Origin of the sequence: Actinomadura sp. 1N219 (assembly GCF_044326405.1) — a bacterium.
GTDB lineage: Bacteria > Actinomycetota > Actinomycetes > Streptosporangiales > Streptosporangiaceae > Spirillospora.
The window spans coordinates 112,309-134,834 of the sequence record NZ_JBIRAY010000015.1; the positions used below are offsets into that span (position 1 = coordinate 112,309).

General features: G+C 72.8%; 21 protein-coding genes and 1 pseudogene. 13 read left to right on the forward strand and 9 right to left on the reverse strand.

All coding sequences use genetic code 11. From position 1 onward, the window contains the following. Positions 1-189 precede the first annotated feature (189 nt). The 3 genes from ACH35V_RS35225 (at position 190) to ACH35V_RS35235 (ending at position 3,774) form a co-directional block, all read left to right on the forward strand. The gene (locus tag ACH35V_RS35225; RefSeq protein WP_395979192.1) at positions 190-1,053 is read left to right on the forward strand and encodes an arpA protein; all 864 of its coding nucleotides are present in this window, start codon (positions 190-192) and stop codon (positions 1,051-1,053) included. A gap of 73 nt (positions 1,054-1,126) precedes the next feature. Then, positions 1,127-1,939, forward strand: a complete 813-nt coding sequence (locus ACH35V_RS35230; RefSeq protein ID WP_395979193.1) for a class I SAM-dependent methyltransferase — start codon at positions 1,127-1,129, stop codon at positions 1,937-1,939. A 35-nt stretch (positions 1,940-1,974) separates the two neighbouring features. Continuing rightward, on the forward strand, positions 1,975-3,774 hold the full coding sequence (locus tag ACH35V_RS35235) for a choline/carnitine O-acyltransferase (RefSeq protein ID WP_395979194.1): 1,800 nt from the start codon (positions 1,975-1,977) through the stop codon (positions 3,772-3,774). Between the two features lie 15 nt (positions 3,775-3,789). On the opposite strand, the gene ACH35V_RS35240 is transcribed toward ACH35V_RS35235, so the two are convergent. Genes ACH35V_RS35240 through ACH35V_RS35260 form a run of 5 tightly spaced genes read right to left on the reverse strand, consistent with a single transcriptional unit; the run spans position 3,790 to position 7,952 of the window. After that, positions 3,790-4,365, reverse strand: a complete 576-nt coding sequence (locus tag ACH35V_RS35240; protein WP_395979195.1) for an antibiotic biosynthesis monooxygenase — start codon at positions 4,363-4,365, stop codon at positions 3,790-3,792. A gap of 38 nt (positions 4,366-4,403) precedes the next feature. Further along, positions 4,404-5,579, reverse strand: a complete 1,176-nt coding sequence (locus ACH35V_RS35245) for an ABC transporter permease (protein WP_395979244.1) — start codon at positions 5,577-5,579, stop codon at positions 4,404-4,406. A gap of 50 nt (positions 5,580-5,629) precedes the next feature. After that, positions 5,630-6,310, reverse strand: a complete 681-nt coding sequence (locus ACH35V_RS35250; protein WP_395979196.1) for an ABC transporter ATP-binding protein — start codon at positions 6,308-6,310, stop codon at positions 5,630-5,632. Continuing rightward, positions 6,307-7,437 (reverse strand): peptidoglycan-binding protein, encoded by a 1,131-nt coding sequence (locus ACH35V_RS35255; RefSeq protein WP_395979197.1) that lies wholly within the window; start codon positions 7,435-7,437, stop codon positions 6,307-6,309. Before ACH35V_RS35255 ends, ACH35V_RS35250 begins: the two co-directional genes overlap by 4 nt. After that, a complete protein-coding gene (locus ACH35V_RS35260; protein WP_395979198.1) occupies positions 7,434-7,952 on the reverse strand; it encodes a hypothetical protein in 519 nt (172 codons plus the stop codon). Before ACH35V_RS35260 ends, ACH35V_RS35255 begins: the two co-directional genes overlap by 4 nt. A gap of 182 nt (positions 7,953-8,134) precedes the next feature. Here ACH35V_RS35260 and ACH35V_RS35265 point away from each other — a divergent pair, with 182 nt between their 5' ends. From ACH35V_RS35265 to ACH35V_RS35280, 4 genes are all read left to right on the forward strand, one after another. After that, positions 8,135-8,791, forward strand: coding sequence for a response regulator transcription factor (locus ACH35V_RS35265; protein WP_395979199.1), 657 nt, complete (start codon positions 8,135-8,137; stop codon positions 8,789-8,791). Further along, entirely contained in the window at positions 8,788-10,023 is a 1,236-nt protein-coding gene (locus tag ACH35V_RS35270; RefSeq protein ID WP_395979200.1) for a sensor histidine kinase, read from the forward strand. The genes ACH35V_RS35265 and ACH35V_RS35270 overlap by 4 nt, the downstream gene beginning before the upstream one ends. A 232-nt stretch (positions 10,024-10,255) precedes the next feature. Continuing rightward, entirely contained in the window at positions 10,256-10,828 is a 573-nt protein-coding gene (locus ACH35V_RS35275; protein WP_395979201.1) for a papain-like cysteine protease family protein, read from the forward strand. A 1-nt stretch (position 10,829) separates the two neighbouring features. Further along, a complete protein-coding gene (locus ACH35V_RS35280; protein ID WP_395979202.1) occupies positions 10,830-11,627 on the forward strand; it encodes a hypothetical protein in 798 nt (265 codons plus the stop codon). On the opposite strand, the gene ACH35V_RS35285 is transcribed toward ACH35V_RS35280, so the two are convergent. Both ACH35V_RS35285 and ACH35V_RS35290 read right to left on the reverse strand, forming a co-directional pair. Further along, positions 11,624-12,667: a LysR substrate-binding domain-containing protein gene (locus ACH35V_RS35285; RefSeq protein ID WP_395979203.1), complete on the reverse strand. Its 1,044-nt coding sequence runs from the start codon at positions 12,665-12,667 to the stop codon at positions 11,624-11,626. The two genes, ACH35V_RS35280 and ACH35V_RS35285, sit on opposite strands and share 4 nt — an antisense overlap. 139 nt (positions 12,668-12,806) lie before the next feature. Continuing rightward, on the reverse strand, positions 12,807-13,679 hold the full coding sequence (locus ACH35V_RS35290; protein WP_395979204.1) for a helix-turn-helix domain-containing protein: 873 nt from the start codon (positions 13,677-13,679) through the stop codon (positions 12,807-12,809). Between the two features lie 283 nt (positions 13,680-13,962). Between ACH35V_RS35290 and ACH35V_RS35295 the strand changes: the two genes are divergently transcribed. From ACH35V_RS35295 to ACH35V_RS35315, 5 genes are read left to right on the forward strand one after another with little or no spacing between them, the layout of a single operon-like run. After that, the gene (locus ACH35V_RS35295; protein ID WP_395979205.1) at positions 13,963-15,315 is read left to right on the forward strand and encodes an ATP-binding protein; all 1,353 of its coding nucleotides are present in this window, start codon (positions 13,963-13,965) and stop codon (positions 15,313-15,315) included. A 20-nt stretch (positions 15,316-15,335) separates the two neighbouring features. Next, the gene (locus tag ACH35V_RS35300) at positions 15,336-15,746 is read left to right on the forward strand and encodes a roadblock/LC7 domain-containing protein (RefSeq protein WP_395979206.1); all 411 of its coding nucleotides are present in this window, start codon (positions 15,336-15,338) and stop codon (positions 15,744-15,746) included. After that, positions 15,743-16,099 (forward strand): DUF742 domain-containing protein, encoded by a 357-nt coding sequence (locus ACH35V_RS35305; protein WP_395979207.1) that lies wholly within the window; start codon positions 15,743-15,745, stop codon positions 16,097-16,099. The genes ACH35V_RS35300 and ACH35V_RS35305 overlap by 4 nt, the downstream gene beginning before the upstream one ends. After that, entirely contained in the window at positions 16,077-16,676 is a 600-nt protein-coding gene (locus ACH35V_RS35310; RefSeq protein WP_395979208.1) for a GTP-binding protein, read from the forward strand. Before ACH35V_RS35305 ends, ACH35V_RS35310 begins: the two co-directional genes overlap by 23 nt. Next, the gene (locus ACH35V_RS35315; RefSeq protein WP_395979209.1) at positions 16,673-17,890 is read left to right on the forward strand and encodes a cytochrome P450; all 1,218 of its coding nucleotides are present in this window, start codon (positions 16,673-16,675) and stop codon (positions 17,888-17,890) included. The genes ACH35V_RS35310 and ACH35V_RS35315 overlap by 4 nt, the downstream gene beginning before the upstream one ends. Here the strand turns inward: ACH35V_RS35315 and ACH35V_RS35320 are convergent. Further along, positions 17,859-19,277: an SPFH domain-containing protein gene (locus ACH35V_RS35320; protein WP_395979210.1), complete on the reverse strand. Its 1,419-nt coding sequence runs from the start codon at positions 19,275-19,277 to the stop codon at positions 17,859-17,861. The genes ACH35V_RS35315 and ACH35V_RS35320 overlap by 32 nt on opposite strands. A 494-nt stretch (positions 19,278-19,771) precedes the next feature. Between ACH35V_RS35320 and ACH35V_RS35325 the strand changes: the two are divergent. Then, a pseudogene (locus ACH35V_RS35325) lies at positions 19,772-21,100 on the forward strand (cytochrome c oxidase assembly protein); the annotation flags it as partial. Between the two features lie 53 nt (positions 21,101-21,153). Here ACH35V_RS35325 and ACH35V_RS35330 read toward each other — a convergent pair. Next, a complete protein-coding gene (locus tag ACH35V_RS35330; RefSeq protein WP_395979211.1) occupies positions 21,154-22,503 on the reverse strand; it encodes an HD-GYP domain-containing protein in 1,350 nt (449 codons plus the stop codon). Positions 22,504-22,526 lie beyond the last annotated feature (23 nt).

A 22,526-nucleotide genomic window follows, 5' to 3' on the forward strand; every position in this document is an offset into this window, starting at 1 on the left:
GGGCGGGTGAGATGGGCCACAGGGACGGCGGCGGGCGGGCAGGTCAGGGGGCGTCAGGGCGCGTCCGAAGGCACAGGTCACGGACCCGCCTTATCGCTTTCTGCCGAACATTCCGGAAGGCGCTGCCAGGAATTGTCGGAGGGATTGTGCTAAAACCCGTCTGAGGTTCGCCGACGCGGAAGGATCCCCATGGGCGCAGCGGAGGCTCTCGGCCGGGTGATCGACACGGAGCGCTATCCGCTGACGGAACCCGGCGGCGGCGGATGGCGCGCCGTCGTTTCACGGACCCGGGACGAGCTGGCGAAATCGGGATGCCGCGTCCTGCCCGACTTCATTCGCACGCCATTGCGGGACGCGCTGCGCACGGAATGCGCCGCGATCGCTCCGCACGCGCATTATGACGTCGAAACCGTCAACGCCTACAACATCGACGTCCGGACGCCATTGCCGGACGATCACCCGGGCCGGATCACGGCCGAGCGGGGCAACGCGTTCGTCCCCCGCGACCGCATCGGCGCGGACCTCATCGTCCACCAGCTGTATTCGAACGGGCTCTTCCAGCGGTTCGTGGCGGACTGCTTCGGGCTGCCGCGCGTGCACGAGCTCGCCGACCCGCTGTCGGGGCTGTGCCTCAACGTCGTCAACCCGGGGATGGAGCATCCCTGGCATTTCGACACCAACGAGTTCACGGTGAGCCTGCTGACGCAGGAGGCCGAGGACGGCGGCGCCTTCGAGTACTGCCCCGGCATCCGGACGGCCGAGTCGGAGAACTTCGGCGACGTCCGCCGGGTGCTGACCGGGCAGGGCGGCGACCTGATCCAGCGGCTCACGCTCCGGCCCGGTGACCTGCAGCTTTTCCAGGGAAGGTACGCACTGCACCGGGTGAGCACCGTCACCGGGCGGACCGCGCGGCACACGGCGATCTTCGCCTACAGCGAGCGCCCCGGGGTCGTCGGGAGCGTCGCCCGGACGCGGCAGCTGTTCGGCCGCGTCCTGCCCGAGCATCTGGCGGCGGAGGGACGCGCCGTCCGGGTCGACCGGCTGCTCGACTAGCCCGGGGCCCGACCGGGCCGACCGCCCGACCAGCAGCAGGACCGGCTCGACCCAACCGACTCGGAGGACCTCCGTGCGCGTCGACACGACCGGGAAGATCTCGCTCGGCCACATCTACACGCGGCCCGATCCCCGCGCCTACTTCTCCACGCTCCGCGACCTCGACTACAACATCCCGGAACTGGCCAAACCGCACTTCCGCGGGCTCATCGCCGAATACCGGGAGGCGCATCGGGTACCGGTCCCGACCGTTCTGGATATCGGCTGCTCCTATGGCATCAATGCGGCCCTGGTGAAATACGGCATCACCATGGGCGACCTGTACGATCGCTACGGCGGCCGCGACGCCCATCGGCACACGCGCGGAACGCTGCTGGCCCGCGACCGGGAGTTGGTCCGTTCCGTTGAAGGTGAAAAGCGTGTGCGGTTCCTCGGCCTGGACGCCTCGGAGGAAGCACTTTCCTATGCGCTCGAAGCCGGATTCCTGGACGGCGCCGTCCACGCCGATCTGGAGAACGGCGACCCGACCGACGAACAGCGCGCGCAACTCGCCGGGACCGACCTGGTCATCTCCACCGGCTGCCTCGGATACGTCACCGAGCGCACCATTTCCCGGGTCGTCGGCGCGCACGGGCGACGGCGCCCGTGGATGGCGCATTTCGTGCTGCGGATGTTCCCGTTCGACGCGGTCGCCGAGACCCTCGCCGCCGCCGGGTACGAGACCGTCCGGCGGGGCGGGCTGTTCAGGCAGCGGCGGTTCGCGACGCCGGAGGAGCAGTCGCTCGTCCTGGACCGCCTGGCGGACGTCGGCGTCGACCCGTCGGGCCTGGAGACCGGCGGCTGGTTCTACGCCCGGCTCTACATCTCACGGCCGACCGACAAGTGAACGACGCCGACCAATCAGTGACAACGAGGATTGATTTGAACGCCAGCGAAGAACTCTCGTCCCGCACCTTCGGCAACGAGGCCGATCTGCCGCGCGTGCCGCTGCCCACGCTCGACGCGACGTGCCGGCGGTTCATGGAGTGGTGCGCGCCGCTGCTGACCGAGGACGAGCGGACCCGGACCGAGGCGGCGCTGGCCGACTTCGCCCGCCCGGACGGGCCGGGCCGCAAGCTGCACGCGGCGCTGGAGCGCTACGACGCGTCCGAGGGCGTGCAGAGCTGGCTCGACACGTTCTGGCCGTACCGCTACCTGGGCCGCCGCGACCGGATCGCGCTGAACGCGAACTTCTTCTTCCTGTTCAAGGAGACGGCCGAAGACCAGGTCGAGCGCGCCGCCGGGCTCATCGCCGGCGCGCTGGACTACAAGCTCCGGCTGGACGACGAGGACGTCCCGCCCGTCGTGCAGCGCGGCCGCCCGCTGTCGATGGCGCAGAACAGGTTCCTGTTCTCCACGACGCGCGTCCCGGGCGTCCGGCAGGACACCGTCCGCGCCCCGTACACCGACGAGTGGCCGGGCCCGTCGGAGGCCCGGCACATCGTGGTGTTCTACCGGAACAACGTGATCCGGATGGACGTGCTCGGCCCCGGCGGGCGCCCCCACACGCTGGACGAGCTGACCGCCGGCCTCGGCACGATCATGAAGGCGGAGGCGGCGCCCGAGCCGTCCGCCGGGCACCTCACCACCAAGGCCCGCGCCGCGTGGGCGGAGAGCCGCGCGGCGCTCCTCGCCGCCGACCCCCGCAACGCGGAGGCGCTCGACGACGTCGAGACGGCGCTGTTCTGCGTCTGCCTGGAGGACTTCACGCCCAAGAACACCCTCGACGCCTGCGATCACCTCCTGCACGGCGACAGCGGCAACCGGTGGTTCGACAAGGCGGTGTCGTTCGTCGTCTTCGCGGACGGGACGGCCGGGATCAACGTCGAGCACTGCGAGCTGGACGGCACCACGATCCTCAGCTTCGTCGACGCGCTGCTCGGCACGCCGCCCGCCGTCCTCTCGCAGCGGTCGGGCGCGAAGTCGCAGGGGCTCCCCTTCATCGAGCCCATCGAGTTCGTCCTGGACGACGATCTGCGCCGCGACATCCGCGACGCCGCGTCCTCGTTCGCCGCGTACGGGGCCGCGACCGCCACGACGACCGTGTCGTTCGACGGCTTCGGCGCCGAGGCGATCAAGCGGCTGAAGATGTCGCCGGACGCGTTCGTCCAGATGGCCTACCAGCTCGCCCACAAGCGCGCGAAGGGCTTCGTCGGCGCCACCTACGAGTCGATCGCGACCCGCCAGTACCGCAACGGGCGCACCGAGGCCATGCGCGTCGTCACGCCCGAGGTGCTGCACTTCGCCGAGATCATGGACGATCCCGGCAGCGGCCGCACGATCCGCCGGGACGCGTTCCGCGCCGCCGCCGACGCCCATGTCAGGCGCGCGAAGGAGTGCCAGGCCGGGCAGGCGCCCGAGCAGCACCTGTGGGAGCTGCGGCTGATCCACGAGCGGCGCGGCGCGGAGCTCGGCGGCGCCGGGCCGCTGCCGCTGTTCGAGTCGCCCGGCTGGCTCGTCATGCGCAACGACTACCTGAGCACCAGCTCGGCGCCGTCCGCCAACATCCGGTACTTCGGGTTCGGCGCGACGAGCGAGCGGTGCATCGGCGTCGCCTACGTCCTGCTCCCGGACCGCTTCAACGTCTACCTCAGCACCCCGTGCCCGGTGTCGGACGCGATGACCGTGTTCGCCGACCGGCTCCGGGAGGCCGTCCGCGAGCTGGCCGACCTGCTCGCCTGATCGGCGAAGGCCCGGTCAGCGACCGGGCTTCGCGGGACGGTGGGTCCGCTTGACCGGGTACAGCCAGCGCCGGAACAGCCTGCTGAGCGCCGGCATGACGACCACGGTGAGCAGCGGGATCACGATGACCGGGAACGTCAGCGCCTTCAGCGGCAGCGGCCACGACGTCGCCAGCGGCGTGACGAACGCCTGCAGCAGGAGGCTCATCGGGTACACGGCGACGAACGTGACGGCGATCATCTTCAGCCTGGACGGCGCCGGCACCGACTCGCCCGGCAGGTTGAACCACGTCTCCAGGCCGGTGGTGTCCCGGTAGTGCTCGGAGGCGATCCCGTGGACCCGGTCGATCCACTCCGCGCGTTCCTCGGACGTCATCCACCGGTCGAGCCTCTCCTGGTCGGCGAAGTTCACCACGGTGTAGTACCGGTGCCGCGACCCTTCCGCGCGCAGCCATGTCGCGCCCCGGTGCCCCGGGTAGCGGGTCGCGGCCCGGTGGAGGCCCTCCGCCCATTCCTCGAAGTCGCGTTCCCGTCCCGGCTTGACGTCCCAGGTGACCACGGTCGTGACGGGCTCGCCGTCCCCTTCCTCCATAGGACGGACTCTCACCCGTTCCACCGACTCCATTCACGCTAGGTCGTGGCGAGCGCCTCGGTGGGGCTGAGGCGGGACGCCCTGATCGCCGGGTATAGCCCCGCCATCGCGCCGATGACCAGGGTGGCCGCCACGCCGCCGGCCACCGCCCACGCCGGGATCACGACCGGCCAGCCTTGGTAGAGCGCGTAGATGCTCGTCACCAGCGCCCCTATGACCGCGCCGCCCAGGCCGCCCAGCGCGGACAGCAGCAGCGACTCGGCGAGGAACTGGGTGCGGATCTGGCCGCGGGTCGCGCCGAGCGAGCGGCGCAGCCCGATCTCCGAGCGGCGCTCCAGCACCGAGATGACCATGGTGTTCGCCACCCCGACGCCGCCGACGAGCAGCGCCACCGCGCCGAGCCCGAGCAGCAGCCCGGTGAACGCCTCGCCCGCGGCCTTCCGCGCGGCCAGCGCGTCCGACGGGCGGGACACCTCGACCTCGTTCGGCGCCTCCGGGTTCGCGGTCGCGCCGAGCACGTCCCGGACGTCCTCGACGCTCGCGTCCTGCGACCGTGTGTAGATCGTCGTCGGATGCCCGTCGAAGCCGAGCCCGGCCTGCGCCGCGGGCCAGCCGACCAGCGCGGCGGTGTCCAGCTCGGGGGCGAGCGGGGCCGGGTCGAGGATGCCGATGACGGTGAACCAGCGTCCGCCGATGAGGACCTGGACGTCGGGCCCCGCATGGCCGATCCCGAGCCGTTCCGCGGCGGCCGACCCGAGGACGGTCGCCGGAAAGCTGCCGGTCGCGGCGTTCAGCCAGACGCCGCTGCGCAGCTCCGCGCCGATCGCCTCGCGCAGGTCGGTGCGGGCCGCGTAGGCGGCGATCCCCTTGGTCTCGGTCTCGGGCATCTTGCCGGTGCGGTACACCTTCGCGTCGTCCAGGAGGCCGATGGACGAGACCTCCCGGATCGGCGCGATCCGTCCGACCATCGCCTCCGATTCGAGCGGGAGCTGCGCCTCCTCGCCGGTCAGCGTGCTGCCGGGCGAGACGGTCAGCAGGTTCGTGCCGAGCGCGGCGAGCGCCCGGTCGAGGTCGGCGCGCGACGACGAGGACACCCCGACGACCGCGACCATCGCCGCGATCCCGATCGCGATGCCGAGCGCGGACAGGAACGCCCGCATCGGACGCGTCCGCAGCCCGACCGCGCCGACCTTGACGACGTCGCCCGGCCACATCCGGGCCGGCTGCAGCGGCGTGGCGCGCGTCGGAGCGCCGGGCCCGGCGGTCACAGCGCCGCCCCGGTGAGCGCCGTGTCATCCACGACGAGGCCGTCGCGCATGCGGACCTGGCGGGGCAGGCTGCCCGCGATCTCCCGGTCATGGGTGATCACCACGACGGTCGTCCCGGCGGCGTGCAGTTCGCGGAGCAGCGCCATCACGCCCTCGCCGGACGCCGAGTCGAGCGCGCCGGTCGGCTCGTCCGCGAGGAGCAGCGCCGGTTCCCCGGCCACGGCCCGCGCGATCGCGACGCGCTGCCGCTCGCCGCCGGACAGCTCGTGCGGCTCGTGGTCCAGCCGGTGGCCGAGGCCGACGCGCTCCAGCGCCGCCGCGGCCTTCCGGCGCCGCACCGCCGGACGCAGGCCGGTGTAGAGCAGGCCGTCCGCGACGTTGTCGATCGCGAGCGTCCCGGCGGCCAGGTGGAAGAGCTGGAAGACGAACCCGATGCGGGTCGCCCGCAGCGCCGAGAGCTTCGCGTCCGGCAGCCGCCCGACGTCGTGCCCGTCGATGTGGACGGTCCCCGACGTCGGCCGGTCCAGCGTGCCGAGGACGTTCAGCATCGTCGACTTGCCCGACCCGGACGGCCCGACGATCGCGACCAGCTCGCCCGCGCCGATGTGCAGCGACACCCCGGCCAGCGCGCGGACGCCGCCCGCGTACTCCTTCGTCACGTCCCGCAGCGTGATCATTTCGGCACCCCCACGAGGACGCCCTCGGCGATCCCCTGCCCGGAGACCTCGACCTTCCCGTCCGCGAACAGGCCGGTCTCGACCGGGACGTACGACGACGCGCCGCCCTTGACGACCTCGACGCCGAACCCGCCCTCCCGCAGCGCGACCAGCGCGGACACCGGCACGGTCAGCACGCCCTCGCGCTCCCCGGCGGTGAACGTGACGTCGACGGACGCGAGCGCGTACCCGGCGGCGGCCTTCTTCGCCTTGGCGGAGCTCAGCCAGATCGTGACCTCCACCTTCGTCGTCGGGTCCTCGCCCTGCTCCCCCGGCTCGATCACGGTCGTGACCTCGTCGATCTTCGCGGTCACGGCCTGGTTCTCCGGCAGCGTCACCTCGACGGCGGAGCCCTCCTTCGCCATCCGCTGGTCGGCGGTGTCGAGCTCGACCGTCACGGCCTTCGCCGTGCCGGTGTAGTCGAGGACCTTCTTGCCCGGCGCCGCCGGCTCGCCCGGATTCGCCTGGACGGTGTCGACCCGGACGGCCCCGTCCGCGTACGCGACCCGTCCGAGCTCCACGATCCCGGTCTCCGCCACGCCGATGTCGTCCTGCCATTCTCGGACGGCGTCGGCCGTGTCCTCGGTGTACTCGTCGTCCACGGTGAAGCCGTCGTAGCCGAGCGCGCTGAGGTTCGCCTCGAACCGCTTCACGTCGGAGCCCTCCGTGCCGGACCGCAGCGGCCGGTACGACGGCTTCGACCCGTACATCAGCACGACCGGGGCGCCGTCCACCTCGTACAGCTCGTGCCCCCGGGTGATCTCGTCGCCGCTCTCGGGGAGCTTGGTCAGCGTGCCCTTCGCCTGGCTCGTCACTGTGTGCGCCGGGCCGTAGCCGAGCTGGCCGTCCTCGGTCTGGGCGTCCTTGAGCGTCTGCTTGGTCACCTTCGCGGTGGCGGGCGGCAGGCCGGTCGCCGTCCCGCCGCCGGAGCCCCCGGCGTCGCCGAACGCCGCCACGGCGCCAACGCCGCCCGCCGCGACCAGCACCGCGATGCTGAGCGCGATCTTCAGCCGGGGCCGGCGGCGGCGCGCCCGCCGCTCCCGATCCTGCTTGGGCGGGGCGGGCTCCACGGTGACGTCGCCCGTCACTTCCGCCCGCCCTGGAGGATGTCCTGGCACTTCTGCTGCGCCGGCTCCAGGTCCGGGTCGTCCCCGACCGTCTTCTTGTCGATCATGATGCCGCGCTGGCCGGGCTTGGGGTCAGGGAACTTCTCGACGCCGTTCTGCCGCATGCACTCGGCGAACTTGCGGCCCCGCTCCTGCTGCTGCGGGTCCGGCGCCCCGGTGGCGTTGGCCTGCGGGTTGTACTGCCGGCACGCCTCCATCGCCTTGTCCACGGTCTCCTTCGGGACGTTCTTGATCCTGAGCTGGATGCCCTGGCCGGGCTTGGGGTCGTCCATCTGGACGCCGTTCTCGCGCATGCACTGGGCGAACTTCACGCCCATCGCGTCCAGGTCCGGCTTCGCGCCGCCGCCCCCGGCCGCGCCGGTCTGCTTCGCGCCGCCCGCCGACGCCACCCCCGAGCCGTCGCCGTCGTCGCCGCCGCACCCGGTCAGCGCCAGGGTCATCGCGAGCGGCAGCGCCGCCAGTATCCGCAGTCGCATGGACGTTCTCCTCGTCTCCGCGGCCGGAGCGGTCTCCGGCCGACGATGAGCGATGCAACCCGCCCGCGCGTTTCCCCTCCGTTTCCCCGATCCGGCCGGGCCGTCCGGCCGCGATCACTAACGGAAACGAAACAGCCGATAAGGCACCATCGCGAGCGGGACAGGTGCGGGAGGGAGCAAATATGCGGGTGCTGGTGGTGGAGGACGAGCGGCTCCTCGCCGACGCGATCGCCGAATGGCTGCGGGACGACGCGCACGCCGTCGACCTCGCCTACGACGGGGCCTCGGCGCTGGAGCGCGTCGGCGTCAACGACTACGACGTGGTCGTCCTGGACCGGGACCTCCCGCTCGTCCACGGCGACGACGTCTGCCGCGAGATCGTGGGCGGCGAGACGACGGCGCGGGTCCTGATGCTGACCGCCGCGGCGGAGATCACCGACCGGGTCGACGGCCTCGGGCTCGGCGCGGACGACTATCTGACCAAGCCGTTCGCGTTCCCCGAGCTGGCCGCCCGCGTCCACGCCCTGGCCCGGCGGTGCCGTCCCGCCGCGCCGCCGGCCCTGCACCGCGCGGGCATCACCCTCGACCCGGCGCGCCGCGAGGTGTTCCGCGACGGGCGCTACGTCCCGCTCGCGAAGAAGGAGTTCGCCGTCCTCACCGAGCTGCTCCTCGCGGACGGCGCCGTCGTGTCCGCCGAGCGGCTGCTGGAGAAGGCGTGGGACGAGCACGCCGACCCGTTCACCGGGGCGGTGCGGCTGACCGTCCTCAAGCTGCGCCGCAAGCTCGCCGACCCGCCCGTCGTCGAGACCGTCAAAGGAGCGGGGTACCGGATCCCATGAGGCTGTCGCTGCGCGCCCGCCTGACCCTCACCTACGGCGTCCTGTTCCTCGTCGCCGGGGTGGTGCTCCTCGGCGTCACCTACGCGCTGTTCAACCAGGACCTGGCCCGTTCGGGCACGAAGATCCTCACCTCCCGCGTGAACCAGCCCCCGCCGGGCAACGCCGCCGCCACCCCGACGCCCAGGACGACGCCGCCGCAGGGCCAGGGCGCACTGCCCGGGGACGCGGCGCTGATGGGCGAGGCGGAACGGCTGGCGAGGAAGCAGCGCGAAGAGCTGCACGACGCGGCCGTCACCTCGCTGATCACCCAGGGGTCCATCGCGCTCGGCGTCGTCGGCGGCGCCGCGGCCGCGTTCGGCTGGCTCATCGCCGGACGCGTCCTCGCCCCGCTCCACCGCGTCACCGAGACCGCCCGCCGCATCGCCGGCTCGCCCGCCGCCGACCGCGTCCTGCACGAGCGCATCGCCCTCGAAGGCCCGCGCGACGAGGTCAAGGAGCTCGCCGACACCTTCGACACGATGGTCGAGCGGCTCGACCGGTCCTTCGACGGGCAGCGCCGGTTCGTCGCCAACGCGTCCCACGAGCTGCGCACGCCCCTCACCCTGGGCCGCGCGCTGGTCGAGGTCGCGATGCACCGCGAGTCGGCGTCGCCGGACGTCCGCCGGCTCGGCGAGACGCTGCTGCAGATCAACTCGCGGCACGAGCGGCTCATCAGCGGCCTGCTGCTGCTCGCCCGCTCCGAGAACGAGATCACCGCCCGCGCGCCCGTCGACCTCGCGGACATCGTGGGGCATGTGACGTCCCAGACCGCCGTGGAGGCCAAGGACGCCGGCGTCGCCGTCGAGGCGGACGCCGCCGAGGCCGTGACGACCGGCGACGCCCTCCTCCTCGAACGCGTGGTGCAGAACCTCCTGGAGAACGGCCTGCGCCACAACACCGAGTCCGGCTGGGTCAGGGTGGCGTGCCGGACGCGGGACGACCGGGCCGTCCTGGAGGTGTCGAACTCGGGACCCGTCGTCCCGCCCTACGAGATCCCCGCCCTGTTCGAGCCGTTCCGCCGCCTCGACAACGACCGCATCGTCACCGCCAAGGGCGCGGGGCTCGGCCTGTCGATCGTCCAGTCGATCGTCCGCGCCCACCACGGCACGGTCACCGCCACGTCCCGGGAGACCGGCGGCCTCCACATCACCGTCGCCCTCCCCTTGGCCGCAGAACCTCTAATAGAGCCATAGAGCTTTGTTATGACCTGTTGGCATTACCCGGATTCGGCCACGAGTGAGACTTTTACTGCGTTCCCTTTGCCTCTCACGCGGGGTTCCCAGCCCGGAGTTCCCCCGGCACCGGTAGGGACCGCTCGATGCGCAGCATCCCCGCAGCGGCAGTGCACCGCTCCAGCCAGGGGATGACGGCGCACTCGCTCGCGTGAGAGGTGCACGGCATTGCCGGGAGAAAAGGCGGAAGCCAATGAGAACGCGTACCCGTCCCGCCCGGGCGCGCAGGCGATTCGCGGTCGGCGCCGCAGGCGTGGCAGCAGCCACGCTCGCGATGTCGGGCAGTGTCGCCTCGGCAGGAGAACTGCAGATCACGCAGTTGGTCCAGGAGCAGAACCAGTGGTGCTGGGCCGCCAGCGGCCTGACGATCGCCAAGTTCCACGGAAAGGGCAACGTCAGCCAGAACGAGTTCTGCAACATGGCACGGAACCGGCAGTCGGGCACCCAGTGCCCCAACCAGCCCGGTTACCTGCAGTGGGACCAGACGGCCTTCCAGAAGCTGGGGCTCTCCCCCGGCACCGTCACCGGTCCGCTGTCGTACCAGGCCGTGGTCACCGAGATCGACGCGAAGCGTCCGATCGAGACCGGCATCTACTGGACCGCCGGCGGCGGCCACGCCCAGGTGATCTACGGCTACAACGGCCAGACGCTCTCCTACGGCGACCCGTGGCCGTCCAGCCCCAGGTACGGGCAGATGAGCCACAGCAGCTACCAGAGCAACGGCCAGTTCCGCTGGGGCGAGGCCCTGTCCAAGGTTGGAGCCTGACATGCGCACTACTGCAAAGGTCACGGCTGCCACTCTGATCGGCGGCACGGTCCTGCTCGGCGGCAACGCGGCGATGGCCGCCGGACCGCCGTCGTCCGACGAGGCCGCGGCGGCCCAGGTCGCGTCGTCCCCCGCCACGAAGCAGTGGCTCGGGTCGTTCTTCGTCAACCTCGACCAGCACCAAAAGGGTCAGACGACGAGCCAGGGCGTCTCGAAGGCCGCGGCCGCGGCGAAGGCGCCGCAGCTGCAGGGCGACGTCCAGCGCGTGTACTCGCTGAACCCGGCGTTCGTGAAGGGCGCGCAGAACGCTCCCGTCGCGACGTTCGTCTACATGGCGGTCGGCGCGAAGTCGGCGTCCGGCCAGCAGGCGACGGTGTGGCTGACGAAGTCCGGCAAGGGCTGGGCCGCCTCGAACGTCATCTCCGGCAACGACGAGGCCGCCTACCCGGCGATGGCGGACGGCGGCACGGTGTTCACCGAGCCGCAGATCCGCGCCTGGTACCGGCTGAAGGACGGCCGCGTGACGGGCCTGAACGACGCGGCGAAGACGTCCGTCGGGCAGGGCGTGACGGTCGGGTCGTACCAGAAGCTCGTCAACCTCCGGTACGGAGACAAGCTCCCTGGCTCCGAGTACCAGCGGTCCGGGAAGCTCGGCGGCTACTCGCCCACCACCGGCGTCAGTGATCGGGCGCCGGACAGGGGCCCGGCGCCCGCGCTGATGGCGCTCGGCGCCGGCGGCGCGGTGATCGCCGCCGCCGGCGTCACCGTGGCGCTGCGGCGCCGCATGGGCAGCTACTAGCCGCCCGCGAGCGGGTTCCGGGAACCGCCCCCCTTTCCGGAACCCGCCTCCCGGCCCGCGGCGACCGGTCCCGCTCCGATCGGTCCCGCGGTGACCGGGAGCCCGGGGTGCGCCTCGGGATGGCCGTCCCACCAGTCGCGGAAGACGGGTTGAGCCCGGACGAGGTCCAGATAGATGTCGCTGAACACGACGCGCAGCCGTTCCGCCGCCTGCTCGGCCTCGGGACGCCACACCAGCACGACGCGCTGCACGATCGGGTCGCCGGTGATGCGCCGGAACACGATCCCCTCGCGCGCGCTCGCGGACGGCTGGTACAGGCCGATGGCGCGTCCCGACCGGATGAGGGAGGACGAGATCTGCCAGTCGCTCGACCAGAACCGCACCCGCGGCTGGAACCCGGCCCCGGCGCACACCCCGCGCACGTAGGCGGGCCACGGGCCGTCGTCGAGCGGGTCGTCGAGCCAGTCCTGGTCGGCGAGGTCCGCCAGGTCGACGGTGTCGTGGGCGGCGAGCGGGCTCGACGACGACACGCCGACGAGGATCGGCTCGCGGTCCACGATGACGAGCCGTTCGAGCTCGTCGCGCGCGTCGCGGGGCCGCGGAACGTGGTCGACCGGCTCCTGGAACAGGCCGACGTCGAGGGCGCCTGAGGCGAGGAGCGCGGGAATGCGCCCCCCGCCCTGGTCGACGCGCAGCTGCAGCCGCGACACCGGCGACAGCGCGCCGAGATGGTCGCTCAGCCGGGTCAGCGCCGGGCACGCCTGCACCCCGAGGCGCAGCAGCGGCATCGCGGACGGGTCGCGGATCCGGTGCGCGAGCGCGGCGTTCAGGTCGTCGATGCTGGCCAGGGCCGCGCGGGCGCGGGTGGCGACCTCCGCCCCGACCGGGGTCGGCGTGACGCCCTCCGGCGACCGGACGAACAGCTGAACGCCCAGATGGCTCTCGACGCGGCGGAGCATCGTGCTGACCGCCGGCTGGGTGAGGCCGAGCCGGGCCGCGGCCTTGCTGATGCTGCCGGTCGCGGCGATCGCCTCGATCATTCTGAGATGGTGGGGCCCGAGGTCCACGAAGCGCTCCTGACCGTCATCGCCCCGTTGCAGTGATCTCGACGCATGGTAACCCCGGGATCGGTCCCGGCTGAATGGAAATCCGTGCCAACCGAATCCGGTGGCCCCGCGTCTAGTGGCCCCGCGCCGCCCGCCTGCGCTCCCGCTCCCGCAGCTCACGGGGGCTGACGCCGAACCGCTGCCGGAACGCGTGGCTGAGCGCGCTCGCCGAGGAGAAGCCCGTCGCGTGCGCCAGGTCGGTGATCGTGTGCCGGTCGAACGGGTCGCGCAGCCGGTCCCGGACGAGCCGGAGCCGCTCCTCGCGGATCAGCTCGCGCGGCGTGGTCCCGGCGCGCTGCAGCGCGAGCTGGATCTGCCGCAGCGACCAGCCGAGGACCTTCGCCATCGCCGCGCCGGTGAGGCCCGGGTCGGTGGCGTGCTCGCGGACGTGCCGCCGCACGACCGCCTCCACCTCGGCGAGATGGCCGGGCGCGGGCGGCCGCTCGCGCGCCGCGCCGCCGAAGTCGGCGACGACGATGCACAGCAGCTCGGTGATCCGGTCGCAGGCGGCGTCGAACTCCCGCGCGGTGAGGGTCTCGCGCTCCTCGCCGACGGCCCGGACCATGTCGGCGACGACGCGGCCGAGCCCGGCGGACAGGTCGAGGTCGGCGGCGAACGGCGCGGCCGGGGAGGCGGGACGGCGCAGCCGCCGGTCCACCTCGTGCGCGGGGATCGTCAGGACGAGGGCGCGGGCGGGCCGGTGCGGGACGAGCCGGACCGGCGCGGTCAGCGAGATGAGCCCGCCCGTCCCCGGCCGCAGCCGCGCTTCGGAGCCGTCCCGGAGCAGGAGCATCTCGCCGTGCAGCGGCAGCAGGAACCGGTACGCGCCGTCCCGCAGGTCGGGGCCGGGCGCGTCCGCGCGGTCGGGGGCGCGGTCTGACCGGTAGTGGACGAGCCGGTAGGCGGCACTGCTCTGACGGACGGTCCCGCCGAGGAAGTCGTCCACCGCAAGGCCCTCCGCCGATCCGTCCAGCGCAGGTGAGCGTATACGATCACGGGCCCTTTTATCAGGCGAATCCTGCGTAAGGTGACGCGGTTCGGACGGCGCGTGATCATGGGATGCGTCCGGCGGCAAGTTTCCTTGCGCGCATGCACAAGCGCGCACGTGCATTCCCGTCCTACGGTGCCGAAACCGCGGCGTTTCCACACCCGCCCGGAATTCCACCCCACCCGGCCACGAGACGGCCATGCCGGTCCGTCTCGCCCAAAACGTGTGCACCGAGGATCTGATGGAGCCATTCCTCCTGGCGACGGCGTTCGTCATCGTGGCGGGCGCGGGCGCCGCCGCCGCGGTCCTGCTGGTCCGCGAGCGGCGGGAGGCCGCCGCCCTCCGCGCCCGCAACGCCGTCCTGACCCGCGGCGTCGACGTGCGCGAGTGGGAGCTGCGGCACCTGGCGGACGTCCGGCTGCCCGAGCTCATGGAATCCCTGACGAACCCGGGCATGGACGTCGCCGGCCCCCTGTACGACCTGACCCGCGAGGCCCCCGCGTACGACAAGGCACTGCGGACCGTGATGGAGCTGTTCGCCGGGGCCGCCGAGGGCGTCCGGGAACGCTCCGACCAGTCCGCGAAGTCGACGCTGCGCGCGATGATGCGCACCGTGCAGAGCCTCGCGAACGAGCAGCAGCTCGCCATCTCCGCCATGCAGGAGCGCCACGACGACCCGGACGTGCTGGAGGGCCTGCTCCGCATCGACCACATGAACGCGCAGCTCGGCCGGCGCGCCCAGGCCACCGCGGTGCTGTGCGGGTCGTGGCCGGGGCAGCAGCGGTCGGCGTCCTCGCTGAGCGACGTGGTCCGCGGCGCGACGTCCCGCATCCGCGACTACCTGCGCGTCAACCTGGAGGGGGCGATCGGCGGCGCGGTGACGAGCCGGGCGGTGGAGCCGGTCGTGCTGACGCTGGCGGAGCTGCTCGACAACGCGGCGCGGCACTCGCGTCCCGACACCATCGTCGAGGTCAACTTCCGGGCCGCGCACAACGGCGTCGCGATCATGATCGACGACGCGGGCGTCGCGATGGACGCCGAGGAGCTGCAGCGCGCGGCGGAGCTGCTGTCCGGGGAGACGTCGGTGGACGTCCACCGGCTCGGCGACCCGCCGCAGATCGGGTTCGCGGTGGCGGGCGTCCTCGCGGCCCGCTACGGGTTCCGCGTGTCGGTCGACTCCCGCTCCCCCTACGGCGGCGTGCGGGCCGTGGTGTTCGTGCCGAGCGCGCTGCTCACCACCGTCCCGGACGACCGGCGTCCCGAACCGGCTCCCGAACCGGCTCCCGCTCCGGTGCCGTCCCGGCCGTCCGAGACCACGGGCCCCGAGCCGAGCGCCTCCGCGACGGACGGCGCGTCCACCGCCGGCGGCCTGCCCAAACGCAGCCGTGTCGCGTCCCGCAGGCGTCCGGGCAGAACGACCGGCGGGGACGGCGGGGCGGAACCGGCCGCCCGGCCGGCGCGGGAGACCGCGGCGGGGCTCGGCGCCTGGCAGCGCGGGACGCGGTCCGGCCGCGCCGCGACACCGCCCGACGACACGGCCCCCGCCACCGACGACACGGACTCCGCCACCGACGACGGGGACCAGCGGCCATGACAAAGGGGCGGAAGAGCGCGATGGACGACGGTACGAACCGGCTCGGCTGGATGCTGGACGACGCGCTGCGGATGCCGGAGACGCGCTACGCGATCCTGCTGTCGGCCGACGGCCTGCTCATGGCGCACTCCGAGCGGATCGACAGGGACGACGCGGAGCGGCAGGCCGCGGGCATGTCCGGCCTGCAGTCGCTGGCCCGCAGCACCGCCGAGTTCTGCGGCGACCCGGGCACCACCTGGCGGCAGACGGTGAACGAGTTCGACGACGGGTACGTGTTCCTCGTCGCCGCGGGCCCCGGCGCGTACCTGGCGGTGTCGGCGACGCAGCACGTCGACATGGAGGCGGTGTCGTTCCGGCTCCAGGAACTGGTGCAGCGGCTGGGCAAGGAGATGACCAGCCCGCCGCGTCCGGGCGCGGGCCGTCCGGCATGACGGCCCGCCGGAACGAGCGGGCGCTGGTCCGGCCGCATGTCGTCACCGGCGGGCGGGCGCGGCCGTCCCGGAACGTCTTCGACGTCGTCACCCTCGTCCTAGCCACCGGCGACCCGCCGCGCACGCGCCTCACCCCCGAGCAGGTCCAGATCGTGGAGCTGTGCTTAGGCGGGGCGCTGTCGGTCGCCGAGATCTCCGGGCATCTCGGCCTGCCCGTCGGGATCACCAGGGTGCTGCTGTCGGATCTCGTCGACAGCGGCCATCTCACCACCCGGGCCGGCGCACCCGCCGCCCCGACACCCAAGGTCAGGCTCCTTCAGGAGGTGCTCGATGGACTCCGCGCTCGCCTCTGAGCCGCCGCCCCACCTGCCCGACACCGTCCGGACGTCGGTCAAGATCCTCATCGTCGGGCACTTCGCGGTCGGCAAGACCACCTACATCGGGACGCTGTCGGAGATCCGCCCGCTGCGCACCGAGGAGCGGATGACGCAGGCCGGCGTCGCCGTCGACGACCTCGCCGGGATCAAGGACAAGACGACCACCACGGTCGCGATGGACTTCGGCCGCCTCACGCTGACCGACGACATCGTCCTCTACCTGTTCGGGACGCCGGGCCAGGAGCGCTTCAGCCGGCTCTGGGACGACCTGGCGCGCGGCGCGCTCGGCGCGCTGATCCTCGTGGACACGGCCCGGCTGGAGCAGTCGTTCGCCGTCATGGACACCGTGGAGAAGCAGGGCCTGCCGTACGCGGTGGCCGTCAACCGGTTCGACGAGTCGCCGTCCCACCCGGAGGAGGAGGTCCGCGAGGCCCTGGACCTCGCGCCGGAGACCCCGCTGGTCACCCTGGACGCCCGCGACCGCACGTCGTCCACCGAGGCGCTGATCTCGCTCGTCGACCACCTCCTCACCCTCGACACGGAGCAGCAGTGACGACCGCACCAGAGCAGCAGCACGTTCCCGCGGAGCCGGAGCGGTTCCCGCTGTACGGGCCGGAGTTCACCAGGACGCCCGACCGCGTGTACGACCGGATGCGCGCGCACGGCGACCTCGTGCCCGTCGAACTGGTCCCGGGCGTCCCGGCGACGCTGGTCCTGGGCTACGACGCGGCGCTGGAGATCCTGCGCGACCCGGACCGGTTCCCGCGCTGCAGCGAGGTGTGGGAGGAGGAGGTGGGGCCGGACTGCCCGGTGCTGCCGATGCTGCAGGCCCGGCCGAACGCGCTGTTCACCAACGGCACCGTGCACGCCCGCTTCCGGTCGGTGATCGTCGACAGCCTCGGCCGCGTCCACCCGGCCGCGCTGCGCCGGTACGCCGAGAACGCCGCGGACGGCCTCATCGACGCGTTCGCCGGCGACGGCGAGGCCGACCTCATCGAGCAGTACACCCGCCCGATCCCGCTGCTGGTGTTCACCGAGCTGTTCGGCTGCCCCCAGGAGATCGCGGGCCGGCTCGAAAAGGGCATGACCGGCATGCTCGAAGGCGTCGACGATCCCGCGGAGTCGCTCGCCACGCTGGTGCAGGCCGGCCGGGACCTGGTGGCGCTCAAGCGCGCGAAGCCGGGCGCGGACATCGCGTCCTGGATGCTGCGGCACCCCGCCGGGCTGGACGACGAGGAGGTGATGAACCAGGTCGGGCTGCTGCTCGCGTCCGGCACCGAGCCGGAGAACTCGCTGATCGCCAACGGCATCCGGCTGCTGCTGTCGGACGACCGGTTCGGCGGCGACCTGTCCGGCGGCAGCCTCCCCGTCGAGGACGCGCTGGACGAGACCCTCTGGACCGACCCGCCGATCTCCAACTACGGCCCGACGTTCCCCCGCCAGGACGTCAACTTCCACGGCTACCGGCTGCCCGCCCACCAGCCCGTCATCATCAGCTACACCGCCGCGAACACCGACCCGTCCCGGTCGTCGGCGAACCGGAAGGGCAACCGGGCGCATCTGGCGTTCGCGGGCGGTCCGCACACCTGCCCGGCCAAGAACCACGCCCGGCTGATCGCGTCGGTGGCGATCGAGAAGCTCCTCGACCGCCTCCCCGACGTGGAGCTCGCCGTCGCGCCCGAGGACCTGGAGTGGCGGCCGGGCGCGTTCCACCGCGCCCTGACCGCCCTCCCCGTCACCTTCCCGCCGGCCCCCGGCCGTCCTTAGCCGTGCCGTCGGCGGCGGCGCGGAGGGCGCCGACGACCGCGGTGAGCTGCGTGATCAGGCCCGCCACGCTGGTCTGGTCGGCGCCGTTGACGGTGACGGTGCGCAGCTCGTCCGGCTTCGGCAGCTGCGCCATGATGTCGGGCAGCGAGGCGATGAGCCGGGTCTGCACGGCGGCGGGCGTCCGGTCGTTCTCGATCGCGGCGCGGGCGCCCTCCCGCTCCAGGTCCAGCAGCGCCTGGTCGTGCCGGGACCTGGCGCGCATCTCGGCGAGCGCGTTCTCGCCCTCCGCGCGGAGCCGGGCCAGCTCGTGGTCGCGTTCGGCGCGGAGCCGTCCCGTCTCGGCCTCCTCCTCGTGCCGCTCCCGCTCCATCCGCAGCGCGTGCCGCGTCGTCTCGGTCTGCAGCTCGGCGACCTCGCGGGAGTCGTCGTGCTCCCGCTTGGTGCGGCGCAGCTTCTCGGCCGCCTCGGTGTCGAACAGCTGCGACTCGTTGCGGGCCCGCAGCTCCGCCAGCTCCCGCTCGTGCTCCAGCCGCTGCGTCTCCTTGATCCGCGCGGCCGCCATCTCCCGCTGCGCGACGGCCTCCTCCGCCTCCAGCTCCGCCAGCCGCGCGATCTGCCCCTGCTCCGCCCGGTACGGCTTCTGCAGGTTCTCCCAGAGCCGGGACGAGCTGACCACGGCCTCCTTGATCTGCACCGTGACGATCCGGAGCCCGAGCCCCTGGTCGCCGTTGTCCTCGCCTTCAGCCACGGCGCGGAGGCGGGCGGTCAGCTCCTCGATGATGGGCTGCTTGTCGCTGAGGACGTCCCGCACCCCCATCGTGGACACCTTGTCCTTGATCGCGGCCTCCGCCTGCTCGCGGAGCTGCAGGTTGACCAGGCGCATCGGGTCGTCCGCGGCGGCGAAGTCGAGCTTGCGGTAGGCGGTCCCGAAGTCCTGGATGATCCACTGGACGTAGCCCTGGACGAGCACGCCCTGCAGCTCCCGGCAGATGCAGTACGCGTTGATCAGGATCGTCTGCGCCGCGCCCGGCACCACGAGGAACGAGTCGGTGGACGGGTTGAACCGGAACGACACCCCGAGCCCGATGTGCAGCGGCTCGGCCCGCCCGCGCCGGGTGTGCACGACGAACGCGTTCGGCGGGACGAGCACGTTCTTCCACCGCCAGAAGCCGCTGATGCGCACGTCCACCGGGCCGGGCGCGGGCCCGTCCCCGGCGGGCGCGCCGGCGAGGGCCTGGTGGCGCTTGGCGATCGGTCCGGGCGGCGGCGGGGCGATGCCCGCCGGGGCGGGCGGCGCGGAACGCCTGGACCGCAGATCGTCCTCCAGCACGGCCTGCTGCGCGACGACCTTCTCCAGATACGTGTTGCCCTGGTCGGAACCGCTCATCTCGCTCCCTCACGCCCTGATCGAATGGCCGTACCTTATTGCCGGTCTGAACCTTCCGGACGGGTTTATTCGTATCTCCGGCCGTGACGACACGTGTGCGGCAGGCTCCCCCGGCCGAGCGGCAGGCACCCGCGACGGACCGGCCGATGCTCGCGATCGGCGCCGCCGCGATCGCGCTGGTCGTCCTCGCGCTGGCGGTGCGGCTCGGCGGCGCGTTCGGCCCCGCGGCCGCGCCGGGGCTTTCGCAGGCCGGGGCGCTGACGAAGGCCGGCCTGTCGGTCGCGAAGCTCGGCGTGAACGTCGCGGCGGTGCTGACGGTCGGGTGGCTGCTGGTCGCGGCGGTGTTCGTCCGTCCGCCGTCGCCCACGGCGGGACGCTGCCTGCGCGCCGTGTCGCTGACCGCGCTGGCGTGGGCGGGGTGCACGCTCGCGCTGATCGTGTTCTCCGTCCTCGACCTGTTCGGGACGGGCCTCTCCGGCGTCACCGGCGACATGATGCGGACGTTCCTCATCGAGCTTCCGCAGGGCCGGGCGCTGCTGCTCGTCCTCGCGGTCGCGGTCGCGCTCTCGGTGGCGGCGAGCCTGCCGCGCGCCGAGAACAGCGCTGGACACCTGCTGGCGGGCGCGCTTCTCGGGCTGCTGCCGCCGCTGTTCACCGGCCACGCGGCGAACGCCGCGAACCACGCGCTCGCCGTGCACAGCCTGGTCGCGCATGTCGTCGGCGTCTCGCTGTGGATCGGCGGGCTCGTCGCGCTGATCACCGTCGCGCCGGACGTCCCCGGCAGGCTCCCGCAGGTCGTCAGGCGCTACAGCGGGCTGGCGCTGGCGTCGTTCGCCGTCGTCGGAGTGAGCGGGGCGGTGAACGCGTGGGTGCGGCTCGGCGGCGTCCAGCTCGGGTCGCGGTACGGGATGCTGGTCATGGCGAAGATCGCGGCGCTGACCGTCCTCGGTGCGCTCGGATGGTGGCACCGCCGCGCCACCATACCCGCCTTGCGAGACGGACGAGGAATGCGGCCTTTCCTACGGCTAGGCACCGTCGAGGTCCTCATCATGGCGGGGACGATGGCGCTCGCGACCGGGCTCGCCCGCACGCCGCCGCCCGAGAACCCGCCGGGCACGCTCGACGTCGTCGCGCTGCGCCTCGGCTTCCCGCTGCCCGGCCCGGCCGGTCCGGGCCCCTACCTGCGCGACTGGTGGATCGACCCGCTGTTCCTCGTGCTGATCGCGGCGGGCGCCGTCCTGTACGGGGTGGGCGTCGCGCGCGTACGAGGCTGGCCGTGGCGCCGCAGCGCGTCCTGGGCCGCCGGGCTGCTGGTCGTCCTGCTCGCCACCGGCAGCGGTATTTCCCGGTACAGCATGGTCCTGTTCAGCGCCCACGCCCTTCAGCACATCCTCGTCGGGCTGGTCGCCCCGCTATTGCTCCTCTACGGCGCGCCGCTGCGCCTAGCGCTACGAGCCATGCGGGGCGAAGGTGCAGAGTTGCTGGCCGCCGCAGCAAGCAGCCGCGGGCTCCGCGCGCTGTCGCATCCGGTCGTCGCGTCCGCGCTGCTCCTGCTGAGCCTTTACGCCTGGTACGTGTCGCCGCTGTTCGGAGCGTCCCTCGCCAACCATGCGCTGCACTCGCTCGCGATGCTCTGCTTCCTGGTCATCGGGCTGGCGTACTTCCACGGGACGGCCGGGACGCTCATCCCGGTCGCCGTCCTGCCGCTGCACGTGATCGCCGGGGTGGCGCTCATGCGGGACGGGACCGTCCACGGCAACTGGTACGAAGACCTCGGCAGGCGATGGGGCCCCTCACCCCTGGACGACCAGCACCTAGGCGCGCTGCTCCTCTGGACCGCGACCGCCGCCGTCACGCTGGCCGCCGCGCTCTGGGATCACTGGCGGGGACGCCGGTCCACGACGCGGCTCAGCGCCTCCACGACGGTCGGGTCGTACTCGGCGGCGGAGTCGAGCCTGAGCCGCTCCAGCACGGCGGCGCCGCGGTCCCGGTCGGAGGAGTCGCCGACCAGGTCGTCGTAGGCGTTGGCGACCTTGATGATGCGTCCGGCGAGCGGCGGCGGAGCGGGCCTGTCCGGGGTGGCGGAGTCGCCGGCGGGGTCGTCGGCGTGGGGCTCGCGTCCCGTCCGGTAGGGGTGGGACGACAGCTGGACGATGTGCGCCACCCGGTCCAGCACCCCGGTCTGCTTGATCACCTCGGCGCCGAGCTCGGCGATGCGGCGCTGCTCGGCCGGGGACGCCAGGACGGTCGCGCCGCCGGGGATCGGGTCGCCGAGCGAGAGCTGACCGATGTCGTGCATCAGCGCCGCGTACTCCAGTTCGAGGAGCTCCTCCTCGGACATGCCGAGCTCGCGTCCCATCGCGACCGCGAGCTGCGACACCCGGTGCGAGTGCCCCGTCTCGACATAGCCGCCGACCTCGGTGACCCGGGACAGCGCCCGGACGGTCTGCAGGTACGTGGCGCGGATCCCGGCGTAGCGGCGGAACGCGAACTGCGTCACCAGGATCGGCACCGTGAAGATCAGCAGCGCGGCCTCGCCCATCGCGGTCGTCGCCACCGCGATCAGCATGGCTGTGGCGCTGGTCGCGGCGCACAGCGCCATCTTGGCCTCGACCTCGTCCCGCAGCGCGATGCCGAACCGCGCCCGGACGGCCTCGGCCCGGATCACCGCGGCGATCAGCACGTCGGTGAAGCACGACGCGATCACGACGACGCCCATCACGGCCAGCACCAGCTGCCAGGGCGTGTCGAACGACAGCACGGGGCGGAAGCACAGCGCGACGACCGTGACGTTGAACAGCCGCCGCGCCATCGCGTCCGGGCGCGGCGACCGGCCGACCGCGATGTGCGGCAGCGACCCGATCAGCATCCCGACCGCGGTGACGGCGACGACCTGCAGCGCCGAGTGGTCGGCCGCGACGACGCCGAGCCGCGCGTCCGGCGGCGCGCCCGCGGGGCCGACGCCGACGAGCAGCGCGTACCCCATCGCGCCGGCGCTGGCGATCGGCGCGACCTCCCGGTTGCCCGGCATCACCATGCGGAACAGCTCGCCGAGCGCGATCAGCACCCCGAAGATGATCGCGATGTTGGGCTGCCGGAGCCCGACCGTGGCGACGTGCGCGATGGCGACGACGACGAACAGCCCGGCCGTCGCGATCAGCAGGAGCTGGCCGGAGTCGATCGTCTGCCACGCGGCCCGCTCCCGGGCGCGGCCGTGCCCGCTCATGTCTGACCGCTCATGTCTGGTTG